The following is a 13,925-nucleotide window of genomic DNA, read 5'->3' on the forward strand; positions in this document are numbered from 1 at the left end:
GCCCTCATGTGTCTCCAATTTGGGCCTACTTAACATATAATAAGCTATAAGGCTTTTTAAATATGGAATATTTATTTGCCCTATAATTTATATTATGTTAAGTGATGCATGTAAAGGATGCCTATCACCTTCAAGTCACTCTTGCTTCCTCTTCTCTACATTGTGCCTGCACGTGAATGATTTCAACCATTTTCTGGATTAACTGCTACGAAACAGCTTGATTGAATTGTTGTTAGCGTTTTACAGCCAGTTTCATCAAAATAAGTCTAAACCAGGCAGTACAAACGAATGCTTGCGCGAACAGCAATCAAGTGATAAAAACTTGGTGTGGTTGGGCGTACTAAACTGGTCCAGACAGCGCGGAGTTCTGGGTGCCGTGCCCTGCTGCGCTGCGCAGGCAAAGGCATAAAAAAAGCTGCCCTAAAAACGGCAGCTTTTCTAAAGAACATCTATTTTCTAGACTACACAACCAGCCCGGTCCTATTTCCGCTTTTTCTCCATGGCTACTACCTGGGGCTTCGGCTTGGCATTGGTGAGTTCGTCATACAAGATGTAGCCTACCATATCTCCCTTAGAAACAATGGCCCAGTGCGTGTTATGCCTCCGATGGTACAGAATATCGTCGGTGGTTTTCAGGCTGGTCAGGACTTCGGCACAGGTGCCAGGCTGCCGGTACATTTTCACTTCATCTAACTTCACCTGGGCCGGAATGGGTTGTTTCTTGGGTTGTGTCTGGGCAAACCCCAGAACAGGCAACGTGAAAAGGGCTATGAACAAGAAGAGTTTTTTCATGATGGTAACGCGTAAAAAAGGACTTACACTCTCAAGGAAACACGAAGGGCTACAAGGAACTGTAGGGATGATGTGGACCACAGGGCTTGGGGTGCCAGGATGGACAGGGTGCTGATGGGTATTATGATGAGGGGCTTGGCGGAAGAACTCTTTTTTTACCAGACCCGGGTGTGGGCCGCTTTCGCTTTCATGATCAATTGTGTATGCCTTGGTTTGCTCCCAAAGCCACTCCCAGGGCTAACCCCAGGCCAGGAAAATTCCTAACAGGCCCTTTGCCAGCCACAGCCAGAAAAGGCGCGGGCACCTGTCTTATTTAGAATCTTTTAGCTAAATGAAGATAACTGTGTCATTTCATTAACGTTAGTAAAGATAATTGGGCATGAATTGCACCACAATAGTGATTTGTAGCTATTTTGTTATTTAAAGCCACCGCTTATGACACCTTATCCCAGGCTCGTATGAGGAGTTGCTGAACTGGTCACGACCTGCTACGGTTTTCCAGCTTCCGGCGCCAGAAGAACTCTGGCGGCAATTGGGCATCCAGAGCCACGCTTTCTATGCGCAGGCCCCTATTTTCTACCTGGTAGACTACGCCAACGGCAAATACCTGCACCTTGACGAGGCCTGTGAGCCGCTGCTGGGCCTCAGCCGGCAGACCTTGGCAGAGGCGGGTCCCTCCTTTTACACCAGCCTGTGGCACCGCAGCGATTACCGGACCTACAATTCGCTGATCTTCCCCAAAATCATGGGGTTCCTGAAGAGCCAACCCCTGGAAACCGCCCCTACGTTTTCATTCACGTTCAATTACCGGGTGGTCCTGAAAGACCAGCAGCTGCTTTGCCTGCTGCAGCGGTCAGTGTTCTACCTGGCCCCCGACCACACGCCCCTGGCCGCCCTGGGCTTTGTCATTGACATCAGCCATTTCAAAGAAGACAGCCGCATCATCTTCACCATTGAGAAAGTAGACAAGGCTTTCACTTCAGACGGCGGAGGCAATCCCATCTACAAAGCCATCTATTTCCCGGAGAAAACCCGCGACGTGCTCAGCAAACGCGAAGTGGAAGTGCTGCAGTGCATTCATGAGGGCCTCAGCAGCAAGCAGATCGCCGACCGGCTCTGCGTCAGCGTGAACACCATTCACAACCACCGCAAGAAAATGCTGGAGAAGACCAGCAGCAGCAACACCGCAGAATTGCTGAGCTACTCGGTGAAACACGGGCTTATCTAAGACCAACCGGGGCAGCCCCGGTTTCTGCGGGAAAGATTTGGGGCCAGGCACAACTTTCAAAGGCAAATTGAGGTAGGCATAGAAAAATTAATTTGCGTAACCATGGCGACACAGACCTCCTTTGATGAACTTTTAAATACCAAGCAGAAAAAGCTGGCTTTCTTCCAGAACCTGATTCTGGTGGCCATTGCCGATAAGTATGTAGACGAGCAGGAAAGCGATTTTCTGGTGAACATTGGCCGGCGCCTGAACCTGACCGAGGAAGACACCACCCCAATTGCCAACAACCTGCCCCTGTTGTCCTTCATCATTCCGGAAGAAGGCCTGCAGAAAACCATGGAACTACAGACCCTGGTCCTGATGGTTTTGCAGGATGGCCGGATTGATGACAAAGAATACAACCTCTGCCTGGAGTACGCCCGCCGGATTGGCTACAGCAAAGACACCCTGGACGAATTTATCGCTGAGCTCAGCAAATCCTGAGGCATCACAGAACTACTGCCCTGCAGTATTAAACTTCTCCCTTAACTAAAAAGGCTCCCAGGGAGCCTTTTTAGTTAACATAATACAAGTTGGTTTATTTCGCCGAAGTGCCGGCGGCAGGCAGAGCGCTAAACAGCTTCTCCATGCCCTCCGAGATTCTTTCCTGCACTTTCTCGGCTTTGTCCGGGATCACTGACTCGGCCTCGGCGCTCCAGACCAGTTCATTGCTGGCCCGGTCTACCAGGTGCACCGACACGGTGCCTTCTTTGTAGCGGCCCACCTCCACTTCCCGGCTCTTCCAGGTGTACCTGCGCTGCCCCATGTAGAAAGGCGGGTCGGTCCTGATGTCGGTTTGGCGGGTTTGGGTCTTTTCCTGCACCACCACGCCCACGTTCACCTGCAAATCAGCATTAGATTCGGAAGGTCGCAGGCCGCGCTGCGCCAGTTGTCTGGTGATTTCCTGTTTCAGGGAGTTCACGTATTCCGGCGGAATGGGAATGCCCGCGGTATCGGCGCTGGTGGTTACCTCCATAAAACTGAAGGTCTGGTATTTACCAAGGTTAAAATCCTGGGCGGCATTGGTGTTCACTACCCTCACCGAATTGCAGGCCCCCAGGTTGAAGGCCAGCAAGGTCAGGCAAATTGCAATCCATTTCAGTCTCATGGTTCTCTCGTTTGTACTGTTTGAGTGTACTGGAATGAGAACGAATGGTTTACCTAATCATTGTTAGGTAGGCGCGGCAGACACCATTACACTTTACTGCGCTGCGGCGGCATCTGCCTCCAGCCCCCGCACCATTAACCGGGCGGTTGAGGGGTTGGTGGCCAGCGCCACGTTATGCAAGTCGCACAGGCGCATGAGCATCTGCACGTCTGGTTCATGCGGGTGTTTGCCCAACGGATCTCTGAAGAAGATAACGGCCTGCAGTTTTCCTTCGGCCACCAGGGAGGCAATCTGCGCATCGCCCCCTTTGGGGCCCGACAGGAGTTTCTTTACTTTGAGGCCCGTCTGCTCCACGTACTGACCGGTGGTGCCGGTTGCCACCAGCTTGATGTTCTGAAAGAGGGCAGCGTGGTCTTTCACAAAGGCAATCATCTCGGCTTTTTTCCCGTCATGGGCAATGATGGCAATTCCTTTTCCTTTAGGCATACAAACGATTTGGTTTTGGTTAAAGCTACTAGTTTTAGGGGAACCGGCTATAAAAGGCAGGCAATTATATCTTAATTCTTGAATACCGGAAAAGTAACCGCACAAAAAAAGGGGCTTTTTAGGCCCCTTTTTGAGAAATCAATGAAAAACTACAGTTGCTGCAGCAGGGTATCCATGCGCTTGGCATCGGCCTGTCTGTCTAAGGCGGTGTACACTTTCAGCAGAGACTGAACGGTGGTGCGGTCTTTCGGCTGGGCTTTCAGGGCAGCTTCAAAGTGCGGCAGCGATTGCGCGAAGAACTTTTTGGCTTCAGCCTGCATGGCTTTGCCCTTCTTCTGGTACTCGGCCAGGCTCATTTTGTTGGCCCGGTTGTTCAGGTTGGCTCCTTTGTTGAAGTAGAACACCCCCAGGTTGTACTGCGCGTCAAAGTTGTTCGGGTCCAGCTCGGCGGCTTTCTGGTAGGCGGTCAGGGCTTCCTCTGGTTTCTTCAGGCGCTCCAGCATGTTCCCTTTCACTGTGTACAGGTTGGCGTTGTTGGGGTCTGCCTGAATAGCGGCATCCAGCTTGGCCATGCTCTCGGTTTCTCTGCCCGATTTCAGGTACAGGTCCAGTTCCTGTAACATGAAGTTACGGTCGTTAGGGTACTTGGCGCGGGCTTTCTCCAGGATGGCCAGCGTTTCCTGATCGTTTTTCTCCACGTTGGAGGAAATGTACAGCAACTGGTTGAACACCGTGGCAGAGGCCAGGTTTTTGTCTACCAACTGGTTGTACAGTTTCTTGGCAGAAGCGTAGTCCTCGGCACCGGCAGCGGCGTAGGCCGCATAGATGTACGCGGTAGTATCTTCCGGCTTGTAGGTGATGGCCTCCTGGTACGCTTTCTGGGCTTCGGCAAACTTTTTGTTGTTGTAGTGCTCTACCCCGGCGTTCAGGGCAAAGGCGTACATGTTGCTTTGCAGAGCCTCTTTGCGCTTGTTGGCCTCCTCGGTGAATTCTTTCTTCTTGGCGGTAGACTCCAGCTCAATGGTTTTGTTGAACGCCTCAAAGGCTTGTTTGGAAGCCTCGGCCGGGTCCATCAGTTTGCCGTAGATGGGGTGCGTTGACATGTCCTGGTAAATCACGCCTTTGTAGTACCAGGCCTTTGGGGCAGCCTTGGTTTTCTCGTGGCCTACGGCTTTGTCAATCTCTTCTTTGGCTTTGTCAAGGGTACCTTTCTGCTGGTACATGATCGCACTGGTCACGGCTGAGTTCTGGGCAAAGGCTATTTGCATAGAGACTACCGCGGCAGCAGTTAAAAGAAACTTTTTCATTGCTTTCTTTAGATTATGGTTGTTTGTGTAATACTAATAAGGTTTAAACAGATAAGCGAACTTAGTTCTCACTTATTGTCTCCGGATCAATAAGATCGGTCGGGTTCAGGGCTTCGTCTACCGGCAGCTCAGATTCGTTCAGGATCACTTCGGTTTTGTCCTCCACTTCAATCTTGGCTACGGAAGAAATCTCATCGCCCTCGTTCAGCCTGATCAACCGTACCCCTTGTGACACCCGGCCAATCACCCGCAGATCTGCCACCCGCAGGCGGATGGTAATGCCCGATTTGTTGATGATCATGAGGTCGTCTGAGTCCAGAACACCCATGATGGCCACTAAGTGCCCGGTTTTCTCGGTGATGTTGAGGGTTTTCACCCCTTTCCCGCCGCGGTTGGTAATCCGGTACTCTTCCAGCGCTGATCTCTTTCCGAAGCCTTTTTCAGAAACTACCAGCAAATTGGTATCTGGGTTGTGTACACAAACCATACCAACTACTTTGTCGTCGTCTCCGGCTAAGGTTACGCCACGCACCCCGGCCGCCGTACGGCCCATGGTACGTACCTTCTCCTCGTTGAAGCGAACGGCCCGGCCAGAACGCAGCGCAATGATGATATCATTGGCCCCGTTGGTGAGCTGCACGTCCAGCAGGCGGTCGCCCTCGTTGATGGTGATGGCCTGGATACCGGCGGCTCTTGGTCTTGAATACGCCTCCAGCGGTGTTTTCTTGATGGTGCCCTGCTCGGTGCAGAACACCAGGTAGTTGTTGAGGACGTAGTCTGGGTTCTTGAGCCCGTGTACGTTGATCACCGCCCGTACCTTGTCTTCTTTCTCAATGTTGATCAGGTTCTGGATGGCGCGTCCTTTGGTGGTCTTGCCGCCTTCCGGAATTTCGTACACTTTTAACCAGAACACTTTGCCGGCTTCGGTAAAGATGAGCAGGTAATTGTGCGTGCTCGCAATGAACAGGTGCTCGGTGAAGTCGTCCTGCTTAGACGCGGCCACGCCCCTTGAACCTACCCCACCCCGGCTTTGGCTGCGGTATTCAACCAGGGGCGTGCGCTTGATGTAGCCCTCGTGCGAGATGGTGATCACCATGTTCTCATCCGGGATCATGTCTTCCAGGGAGATGTCACTGGACACCATTTCAATCTGGGTGCGGCGCTCGTCGCCGTAGCGGTCTCTCAGGTCGGTGAGCTCCTCTTTGATGATGCTCATTCTCAGGCCCTCGTCGGCCAGCACTTGGGTCAGGTAATCAATCTGCTGCTTGATCTCCTCGTACTCTTTCACAATCTTGTCGCGCTCCAGGCCGGTTAACCGCTGCAGACGCATGTCCAGAATGGCCCGGGCCTGAATGTCTGACAGGCTGAACCGCTCAATCAAACCGGTGCGGGCAATCTCTGGGTCGCGCGAAGAGCGAATCAGGTTGATCACCTCATCCAGGTTGTCCAGGGCAATCAGCAAGCCCTCCAGGATGTGGGCGCGCTTGCGGGCCTCTTCCAGCTCAAACTCGGTCCGCCGGATCACCACTTCGTGGCGGTGGTCCACAAAGTGCTTGATCTGGTCTTTCAGGTTCAGGGTCATGGGCCGGCCGGCCACCAGGGCTACGTTGTTCACCCCGAAGGAAGACTGCAACTGTGTGTACTTGAACAGGTTGTTCAGGACCACGTTGGGCACGGCGTCGCGCTTCAGGTCATACACAATGCGCAAGCCTTCGCGGTCCGACTCATCGCGCAGGTCAGAGATGCCTTCAATTTTCTTCTCGTTGATGAGGGCTGCGGTCTTCTCAATCATGGCGGCTTTGTTCACCATGTAGGGAATCTCAGTGACAATGATCTGGTCCTTGCCCGTTTTAGACGTTTCAATCACCGCTTTGGCTCGCACAATCACGCGACCGCGGCCGGTTTCAAACGCCGATTTCACGCCATCGTACCCGTAGATAATTCCTCCGGTGGGGAAATCAGGCGCGGTGATGTACTTCATGAGGTCGGCCACGGTAATCTGCGGGTCATCAATGTAGGCGATGATGCCGTTCACCACTTCGGTGAGGTTGTGGGGGGCCATGTTGGTGGCCATGCCCACGGCAATGCCCGAGGTACCGTTTACCAGCAGGTTGGGCAGCTTGGCCGGCAGCACGCTGGGTTCCTTGAGGGAGTCGTCAAAGTTGGGCACAAAGTCCACGGTGTTCTTCTCCAGGTCGGCCAGCAACTCGTCGGCTATGCGCTTGAGGCGGGCCTCGGTGTAACGCATGGCCGCCGGGGAGTCGCCGTCAATTGACCCGAAGTTCCCCTGTCCGTCTACCAAAGGGTAGCGCAGGGACCAGGGTTGGGCCATGCGCACCATGGTCTCGTACACTGAGCTGTCGCCGTGCGGGTGGTACTTACCCAACACTTCCCCAACAATCCTGGCGGATTTCTTGTATGCTTTGTTATAGGAAACCCCTAATTCAGACATCCCATACAACACTCTGCGGTGCACAGGTTTCAAACCATCGCGCACATCAGGAAGCGCCCGGGAAATGATAACGGACATTGAGTAGTCAATGTACGCGCCCCGCATCTCGTCCTCAATGTTGATGGGAATGATCCGCTCGTTTTCTGCCATTTTACTTCAATAGAGCTTAAATTTTGTACTTTTTATAAGCCTGCAATTTACGCAGAAAGATAGTGAAATACTAATTTTTAGCCTTCTTGCGGCTGCTCTTTCCAGACATTTCCTGCTTCATTTCCTTGCTGGGTTTGGGCAGCTTCTCGCCTATTCTGGGATTCTGTTTTTTGTACCAGGGCATGCCCCGGTACTCGCCTTCGCCGTGGCGGTGCACCATGCGGGTCTGGCACGAATTAATGGGGCAACTGGGGCGGCAGGACAGGGCCAGGCTGCCCACCAGCAGCAATGCAACAGGGAAAAGTTGTCTACCTAACATGTACTTCATAAGGAAAACGTAGGGGTTGATTTTTTACAAGGTAGAAATTAAAGCTCTAAACTGGTAAACCCTTGTCATTTCATAGCTATAATCCTATTGCCCTACCGCGTCAGAATTGACGGTTAGCCAATACTCTTCATACCGCCGACCTGCGCTGTACTAGCTCCTGTGCAGCTAAAACAGAAAAGGACAGCCAAGCAAAAGGCTGCCCTTTTCTGTTTTAGGGCTATTTAGAGAAAAACAGGTTAAAAACGCCGTGTCACGATGCCGCCTTTTTTGCTGTTCACCTCCACCGTTAGGTTGGGTTTGTGGGCCAGCACGGTCCAGCGCACTTTCACGGTGCCCCTGCCCGGGATGTTAGGCACCTCCAGGCGGGCGGGGTTGAGTTTCTGCTCAGTCGCTTTGCCCGGCGGGCCATTCTCCAACACCATACCTGATACCACGGTGGAGTCTTTGAGCGAGATAAAGTCGGGGCGTTCAATGCGCAGCTGCAGGTCCTGGCTGGAATGGGTGGGCAGGAGCCGCGTGTTGGTCACGGTGGCCACCACTTCGGTAAGGCCGTTGGGCAGCCGTTTAGTGGTTACCCCCTGTATCTCCAGGTGCGGCAATTGGTAGGCCTGGTACAGGGTAAGGGCCATGTTGCGGTGGGCGTCTTCGGCCAGCAAGAAGCTGGGGTGCAGCAAGAGATGGTTCCGGTTGAAGCCTCCAATCTCAATGGGACCGTACGTGGGGTGCTCAAAGGAGGTCCATTCCACGTAGGCATCCTGGAACAGGAGCATCTTGTCCAGCTCTTCCTGGGTCACCTCTGGCGCGCCTTCTAAGGCCAGTTTCCGGTCAAATTGCAGGTAAGGGGCCAAAAGTTCATTGGAGAAGGTGAAGACCCCGCGCGCCGCCTGGAACCAGTTCAGCTTGCCGCTGTAGCCCGCCATCAGCCCGGTGGAAACCTCCCGGTAGGTAAAATCGGGGATTACTTGCTCGGCTTGCTGAAGCAGCCGTCCATACACCGCCTGGTCGGGGTGCTGGTTGGTTGCCGGACTTCCTTCAACTCTCGGGCCCACTACCTCTATCCCGCCGTTGTAGTGGTAACTTTGGGCCCCGGCAATGTTGGGGTGCAGCATGATGAACTCCTTTACGGCCCGGGTTTCGGGCAGGGAGAAAGGGTATTTGTAGGCTCCGGGTTGGATGTAATCGGGTTGCCAGTTCCAGCCCCAGTCGCGGTTGGGGTCATAGTAGCCTGGCGCATCTTCGTTCACCAGGCCATCGCCGTCAGAGTCCAGGCCCTCGTAGCCCAGCAGTTCGTACTCGCCGGTCTGGCCTGCCGGGGCCGGTACCATCCTGAGCGGGTTTTTAGGGTCTGGAACGTAGTTGCCCTTCGCGGATTTGCGGCGCATGAGCGTGATAAAGCCATCCTGGTTCAGGTCTTCGGGTTGGTCTTCGTCTATCAGCCCATCGGCGTCATCGTCAATGGGAATCATGCCCGTACGCACCAGTTGGCCTTTGCTGGCTGCGTGCATGAGAAAGTCACGGCCGTCTGGGTTGATGGTGGGCAGGATGTAAAACGTTTTGTGCCGCAGCAGTTCCTTGATGAACCCATTGTTCTGGAAGTGCTCGGCCAGGTACCAGGCGGTGTACAGCGCGAACTCGGCCCCCTGGATTTGGTTTGAGCGGATGCTGCCGTCCAGGTACAGGGCGGGTTTGGTCTCGGGTTCGCCGCTGGTGAAATCGGTGACGGTCAAGACCCAGATGCGGCGGCCCTCAAAGGACTCGCCAATGGTCTCCAGCTTGACCAGGTCTGGGAACGCCTTGGCCAGTTTGGCGCAAATCTCGGTGAGGCCCGCGTAGTCATAGTACCGGTTCCAGTTCACGCTCACCCTTGGGTTCTGGGGCCATCCGGTGGCCTGGAATACCTGCTCAGGCGTTTGGGCCCAGGCCGATGGAACACCGGAAAACTGGAGCCCGGCGGCCAGAAACGCAACCCCTGCTAGTATCTTCTTCATTGTTCTGCGTTAGCGTAGGTACACTTCTTTGGATTGTTTGCCGGCCGTGGGGCTGCTGGCCTCTACCTGTACGTAGCCATTGCCCTTCACCACCCAGGAAACCTGAAATTTTGCTCCTCCGGCCAGGGCATTGCTCAGCTGGACGGGGTTGCCCGATACTACCTGCTGCCCGTTGGTGAGCTTGAGCGTTACGCGCACTTTCTGTACCCACTTGGTTTTATCCCCTATCTCGGCGTGGGTGGGCAGGGAGCCCTGGTTCACCACCTCGGCAATGATGCGGGTGAGCCCCTCTCCTGCTTTCTCCAGGTGAATGTTCCCTATTCTCAGTTGGGGCATCTTTTTGGCAAAAGCGGCGAAAAACCGGAAGTGCCTGGTGGCCAAGGGTTCCAGCAGGTGAACGGGCGGGGTATGCTTCACGTACGGCGCCAGGCCGCCTACCTCCACCTGCTGCCCCGGAAAGTCGGGGTGCTGGATGGCTTTCCAGGGCACAAAGGTGCCCACGTAGTCGTGGGCCTCGGCCCAGCGGAGGAAGTTCTCGTCTTCGTGCCCCGGGGCCTGAGTTGCTTCTTGCTCCTGGTTTTCGCCCTCGGGCCGGGGCATGGCCGGCACCCACCACCCGGGCGTGCTGTAGCTGAACCTGCCGTAGTGATAGTAGGCCCACTGCAGCACATCGCCCCCGGTGGGTGCTACCCTGGGCGCGTTTTTGGCCTGGGTGGTACTGTTGTAGAGCCGGGAAACTTCTTCCTGCACCAGGGCATCTTTCTCCAGCAGCCCGCTGATGAGGGGGCCGGCGGCCTTGTCCTGTTGGTAGCGCTGGGGCTCGGTGAGGGTATTGGCCGGCCCGAACACAAACACCGCGTACACGTTGCGGGCCTCAAACAGGAAGTCGGCGAAGGCTTTGGTTTCGCGCTCAGAGATGGGGTGCTCCCCGGCCCCGGGCTGGAAGTACGGGTACTCAAAGGTGAAATTGCGGTTGAACACCACGCCGCCCTCGGGGTCTTCGTTCCATTTGCCGTCTTTGTCGTTGTCAATGCCTTCGGTGAACAGGTGGTACTCGCCTTGCTCGCCTTTGGTCAGGTCGGCGGGCACCATCACGCGGGGATTTTCCTTGGAAGGTCTGAACGTGCCGGTCTTGCTCTTCACGCGCATCATGGTAATGAGCCCGTCGCGGTTCAGGTCCTCAAACGGATCTTCAAACATGCGGCCGTCGCGGTCATCGTCAATGGGCTGGGCATTGGCAGTGCGTTCCCAGCGCAGTTTCTCATGGTACTGCTCAGAGGCGTCGGGCATGAGGTTGGGGAACAGGTAAAAGGTCCTGGTCTGCAGCAGCTCGCGCACCGAGTCCTGCAGCACCGCGGCCTGCAGCATCTGCTCGGCCATCTGCATCACCAGCTCGGTGGTGGCCAGCTGGGTGCCCTCTACCCCGGCGGCGATGACCACGGCGGGTTTCTGGGCCGCGGCCTCCCGCCCCAGGGTAAGGAGCCACACCTCTTTACCGGTGGCTGTCTTGCCCACGGTGGTCAGGGAGCTGAGCTGGCTGTAGCGGCTGCTTAGTTTCTTGAGGCGGGCGGTGAGCTGGTCGTAACTCTGGTAGTCGCGCTGGGCCAGGGCCAGGGAGCTGATTCCGGTGAGCACCACCCCCAGCACCGCCGATGAAAGGATTTTATTCATGAGGAAGCGGAAGGGGTGGTAACTCCAGATGCGTCCACTTGGAAGGCGGCAGGCGCCGGTTCTTCGCCGTGCCACTCCCGCAGGAACTGTTGCACAAACTGCTGCATGTACTGGTGCCGCTCCTGGGCCATCTGCAAACCGGTGCGGGTGTTCAGGCGGTCTTTCAGCAGGAAGAGTTTCTCGTAGAAGTGGTTGAGCGTAGGGGCCTGGTTCTTCTTGTATTCCTCAAAGGAGGCGTGCAGCTGCGGCGCTTGCCCCGGGTGGTACATCTCGCGCCCCTTGTGGCCGCCGTAGGCAAAGGCCCGCCCAATCCCGATGGCCCCGATGGCATCCAGCCGGTCGGCGTCCTGTACTACCTGGGCTTCCAGGGTGGAGGGCGTGGTGTCTACGCCCGCGCCTTTGAAGGTGACCTCCCTGATGATCTGACACACCCGCGCGATCAGGCTTTCGGGGGCATGGTGCGAGGCAAGCCACTCCCGGGCCGCGCGGGGGCCGGCTTCCTCATCGCCGGCATGGAACTTCCAGTCGGCAATGTCATGGAGCAGGGCGCCCAGCTGCACAATGGTCAGGTCGGCCTGCTCTTGGCGGCCAATCTGCAGGGCGTTCTGCCACACCCGCTTAATGTGCCACCAGTCATGTCCAGAGCCTTCGCCGGCAAATAATTTCTCCACGTGTTGGGCAGTCACTGCCACTAATTCTTCGGCCTTCATCCTAGCAAACTACTCAAAAATAAGAAAAGCCCGCAGCCGCGGGTGTGCTGCAAAGGTAACAACTTACCCCACAGCGGTTTTATAATTTAGCCTAAAATGCCTCCTTCCCTGCGGTAAACCAGTTCTATCTGCCCTGCAAGTTGGCAAAGCCGAGGTGGGCGGGTAGCCCGGTTTTGTGCCCGTTTTGCGGAAAACGGGCCCGAAACCGGAGCGGCCCCCAAGCGCCGCTGAGGCCAGGGCCAAGCGTACATCTGGTAAACGCCCCAGGCTTGCCGACATGTGCTTTAACCAAGAAGCCGCCTCTTGCCGCTCCTGCACTGGCCAAGTGTAACCTTCTAGGACTGAAACCCCTAAAATAAGCGCCCGGGTTTAAAAAAATTGTTTATTTTTTATATATTCAAATCAGCATATACCCGTATAGAGGGGCAGACAGCAAACCCAGAAGCACTTGAAAACAACCCTACTTGCCTTCGCTTTTACGTGCCTGAGCGGGCTTGCCCTTGCCCAGACCGGCCCGGAAACCTCGCCCGACTCGGTGGCACCGGCCTCCAAGCGGCTGACCGTTTACCCCGTGGCCTTCTATACCCCCGAGACCCAGATTGGGGTGGGCATCAAGCCCATCTACGTGCGCAAGTCTGAGGGGCACCGGCCCACCGACCGGCCCATGCTCTTTTCGCCCATGGCGGTGTACACCACCCGCAAGCAGATCCTAACCTCGTTCACGGCCGATGTCTGGCGCAAGCACAACGCAGAGCACCTGTACGGCCTGGTGGAGTACAACGACTACCCCTACTTTTTCTTCGGGATTGGGAACGACTCGCCGGACCATGCCGAGGAAGCCTACACCAGCCGCACCGTGAACGTGATTGCCCAGTATGAGCACCAGGTCTTCCGGAAGGTGTACCTGGGCGGCCGCTACGAGTTCAAGCATGAGACCATCCCCAAGGTGGAGGCGGGTCGGCAGTTGGCCGGCAAGACCATTCTGGGCAGCGAAGGCACCCGTTCATCGGGTCTGGGCCCCGTGTTCATGGTAGACAGCCGCGACAACGTGTTCACGCCCTCTCGTGGTTCGTTCCACCAGTTTTCGGCCTTGTTCTTCCATAAGTTCCTGGGCAGCGAGACCAATTTCAACCGGTACAAGCTGGACCTGCGGAACTACCGTCGGCTGGGCCCCGGCGTGTTTGCGGTGCAGGGGCTTTTCTCGTTCGTGACCGGCGATGCGCCGTTCCAGTTCCTCTCGCCCCTGGGCGGGGTGTACGTGATGCGCGGGCTGCTGGAGGGACGTTTCCGGGATGAAGACGCCGCTGTTGTGCAGGCCGACTACCGTTTCCCGCTGTTCTGGCGCATTGGCGGGGCGGTGTTCGGCGGGGCCGGGCAGGTCTCCCAACGTATCCCCGATTTCAGGCTGAACAAGTTCCACCTCACCGGCGGCACCGGCCTGCGCTACAAACTCAACAACGAGGGCATGGTGGTGCGCGGCGACGTGGCCTTCTCTGACCAGGGCATGTACCTGTATTTTGCCTTCTCTGAGGCGTTTTAGCCCTGTTTTCCAGGAAAAAGCCCCCAAACGCCTTCGGCTGACTCTGAGGAAAGTTTTGCCCTGACGGTCCGCACTTACCGCTGAGATTCTCGCTCAGTGCTCCTCGCTTGCCGCCGCGGCCAGGTA

At 55.8% G+C, this 13,925-nt stretch carries 12 protein-coding genes; 3 read left to right on the forward strand and 9 right to left on the reverse strand.

All coding sequences use genetic code 11. From position 1 onward, the window contains the following. Positions 1 to 480: 480 nt before the first annotated feature. On the reverse strand, positions 481 to 792 hold the full coding sequence (locus JT718_RS04720; protein ID WP_205500722.1) for a hypothetical protein: 312 nt from the start codon (positions 790 to 792) through the stop codon (positions 481 to 483). A 532-nt stretch (positions 793 to 1,324) separates the two neighbouring features. Here JT718_RS04720 and JT718_RS04725 point away from each other — a divergent pair. Together JT718_RS04725 and JT718_RS04730 are read left to right on the forward strand one after the other, a co-directional pair. Beyond that, positions 1,325 to 2,020, forward strand: a complete 696-nt coding sequence (locus tag JT718_RS04725; protein WP_205500723.1) for a LuxR C-terminal-related transcriptional regulator — start codon at positions 1,325 to 1,327, stop codon at positions 2,018 to 2,020. Between the two features lie 102 nt (positions 2,021 to 2,122). Then, on the forward strand, positions 2,123 to 2,503 hold the full coding sequence (locus JT718_RS04730) for a hypothetical protein (protein WP_205500724.1): 381 nt from the start codon (positions 2,123 to 2,125) through the stop codon (positions 2,501 to 2,503). 94 nt (positions 2,504 to 2,597) lie between these two features. On the opposite strand, the gene JT718_RS04735 is transcribed toward JT718_RS04730, so the two are convergent. From JT718_RS04735 to JT718_RS04770, 8 genes are all read right to left on the reverse strand, one after another. Continuing rightward, the gene (locus tag JT718_RS04735) at positions 2,598 to 3,167 is read right to left on the reverse strand and encodes a DUF4136 domain-containing protein (protein ID WP_205500725.1); all 570 of its coding nucleotides are present in this window, start codon (positions 3,165 to 3,167) and stop codon (positions 2,598 to 2,600) included. Between the two features lie 93 nt (positions 3,168 to 3,260). Beyond that, a complete protein-coding gene (locus tag JT718_RS04740; protein ID WP_205500726.1) occupies positions 3,261 to 3,653 on the reverse strand; it encodes a methylglyoxal synthase in 393 nt (130 codons plus the stop codon). Between the two features lie 149 nt (positions 3,654 to 3,802). Next, positions 3,803 to 4,960: a tetratricopeptide repeat protein gene (locus tag JT718_RS04745; RefSeq protein WP_205500727.1), complete on the reverse strand. Its 1,158-nt coding sequence runs from the start codon at positions 4,958 to 4,960 to the stop codon at positions 3,803 to 3,805. A gap of 61 nt (positions 4,961 to 5,021) precedes the next feature. Next, entirely contained in the window at positions 5,022 to 7,562 is a 2,541-nt protein-coding gene (gene gyrA / locus JT718_RS04750; RefSeq protein WP_205500728.1) for a DNA gyrase subunit A, read from the reverse strand. Between the two features lie 70 nt (positions 7,563 to 7,632). Next, positions 7,633 to 7,890, reverse strand: a complete 258-nt coding sequence (locus tag JT718_RS04755; RefSeq protein ID WP_205500729.1) for a hypothetical protein — start codon at positions 7,888 to 7,890, stop codon at positions 7,633 to 7,635. 236 nt (positions 7,891 to 8,126) lie between these two features. Then, the gene (locus JT718_RS04760; protein ID WP_205500730.1) at positions 8,127 to 9,878 is read right to left on the reverse strand and encodes a M14 family metallopeptidase; all 1,752 of its coding nucleotides are present in this window, start codon (positions 9,876 to 9,878) and stop codon (positions 8,127 to 8,129) included. A gap of 9 nt (positions 9,879 to 9,887) precedes the next feature. Then, positions 9,888 to 11,549, reverse strand: coding sequence for a M14 family metallopeptidase (locus JT718_RS04765; protein WP_205500731.1), 1,662 nt, complete (start codon positions 11,547 to 11,549; stop codon positions 9,888 to 9,890). Beyond that, positions 11,546 to 12,259, reverse strand: a complete 714-nt coding sequence (locus JT718_RS04770) for an HD domain-containing protein (protein ID WP_205500732.1) — start codon at positions 12,257 to 12,259, stop codon at positions 11,546 to 11,548. The genes JT718_RS04765 and JT718_RS04770 overlap by 4 nt, the downstream gene beginning before the upstream one ends. Before the next feature lie 448 nt (positions 12,260 to 12,707). Here JT718_RS04770 and JT718_RS04775 point away from each other — a divergent pair, with 448 nt between their 5' ends. Further along, complete coding sequence (locus JT718_RS04775; protein ID WP_205500733.1) at positions 12,708 to 13,799, forward strand: BamA/TamA family outer membrane protein; 1,092 nt, start codon at positions 12,708 to 12,710, stop codon at positions 13,797 to 13,799. Positions 13,800 to 13,925: the final 126 nt, after the last annotated feature.

Source organism: Rufibacter psychrotolerans, assembly GCF_016924645.1.
Taxonomy (GTDB): domain Bacteria; phylum Bacteroidota; class Bacteroidia; order Cytophagales; family Hymenobacteraceae; genus Nibribacter; species Nibribacter psychrotolerans.

Coding starts and splice junctions, on each gene's coding strand:
- JT718_RS04720 (WP_205500722.1), bottom strand. CDS start 792: ATGAAAAAACTCTTCTTGTTCATAGCCCTTTTCACGTTGCCTGTTCTG.
- JT718_RS04730 (WP_205500724.1), top strand. CDS start 2,123: ATGGCGACACAGACCTCCTTTGATGAACTTTTAAATACCAAGCAGAAA.
- JT718_RS04735 (WP_205500725.1), bottom strand. CDS start 3,167: ATGAGACTGAAATGGATTGCAATTTGCCTGACCTTGCTGGCCTTCAAC.
- JT718_RS04740 (WP_205500726.1), bottom strand. CDS start 3,653: ATGCCTAAAGGAAAAGGAATTGCCATCATTGCCCATGACGGGAAAAAA.
- JT718_RS04745 (WP_205500727.1), bottom strand. CDS start 4,960: ATGAAAAAGTTTCTTTTAACTGCTGCCGCGGTAGTCTCTATGCAAATA.
- gyrA (WP_205500728.1), bottom strand. CDS start 7,562: ATGGCAGAAAACGAGCGGATCATTCCCATCAACATTGAGGACGAGATG.
- JT718_RS04755 (WP_205500729.1), bottom strand. CDS start 7,890: ATGAAGTACATGTTAGGTAGACAACTTTTCCCTGTTGCATTGCTGCTG.
- JT718_RS04760 (WP_205500730.1), bottom strand. CDS start 9,878: ATGAAGAAGATACTAGCAGGGGTTGCGTTTCTGGCCGCCGGGCTCCAG.
- JT718_RS04765 (WP_205500731.1), bottom strand. CDS start 11,549: ATGAATAAAATCCTTTCATCGGCGGTGCTGGGGGTGGTGCTCACCGGA.
- JT718_RS04770 (WP_205500732.1), bottom strand. CDS start 12,259: ATGAAGGCCGAAGAATTAGTGGCAGTGACTGCCCAACACGTGGAGAAA.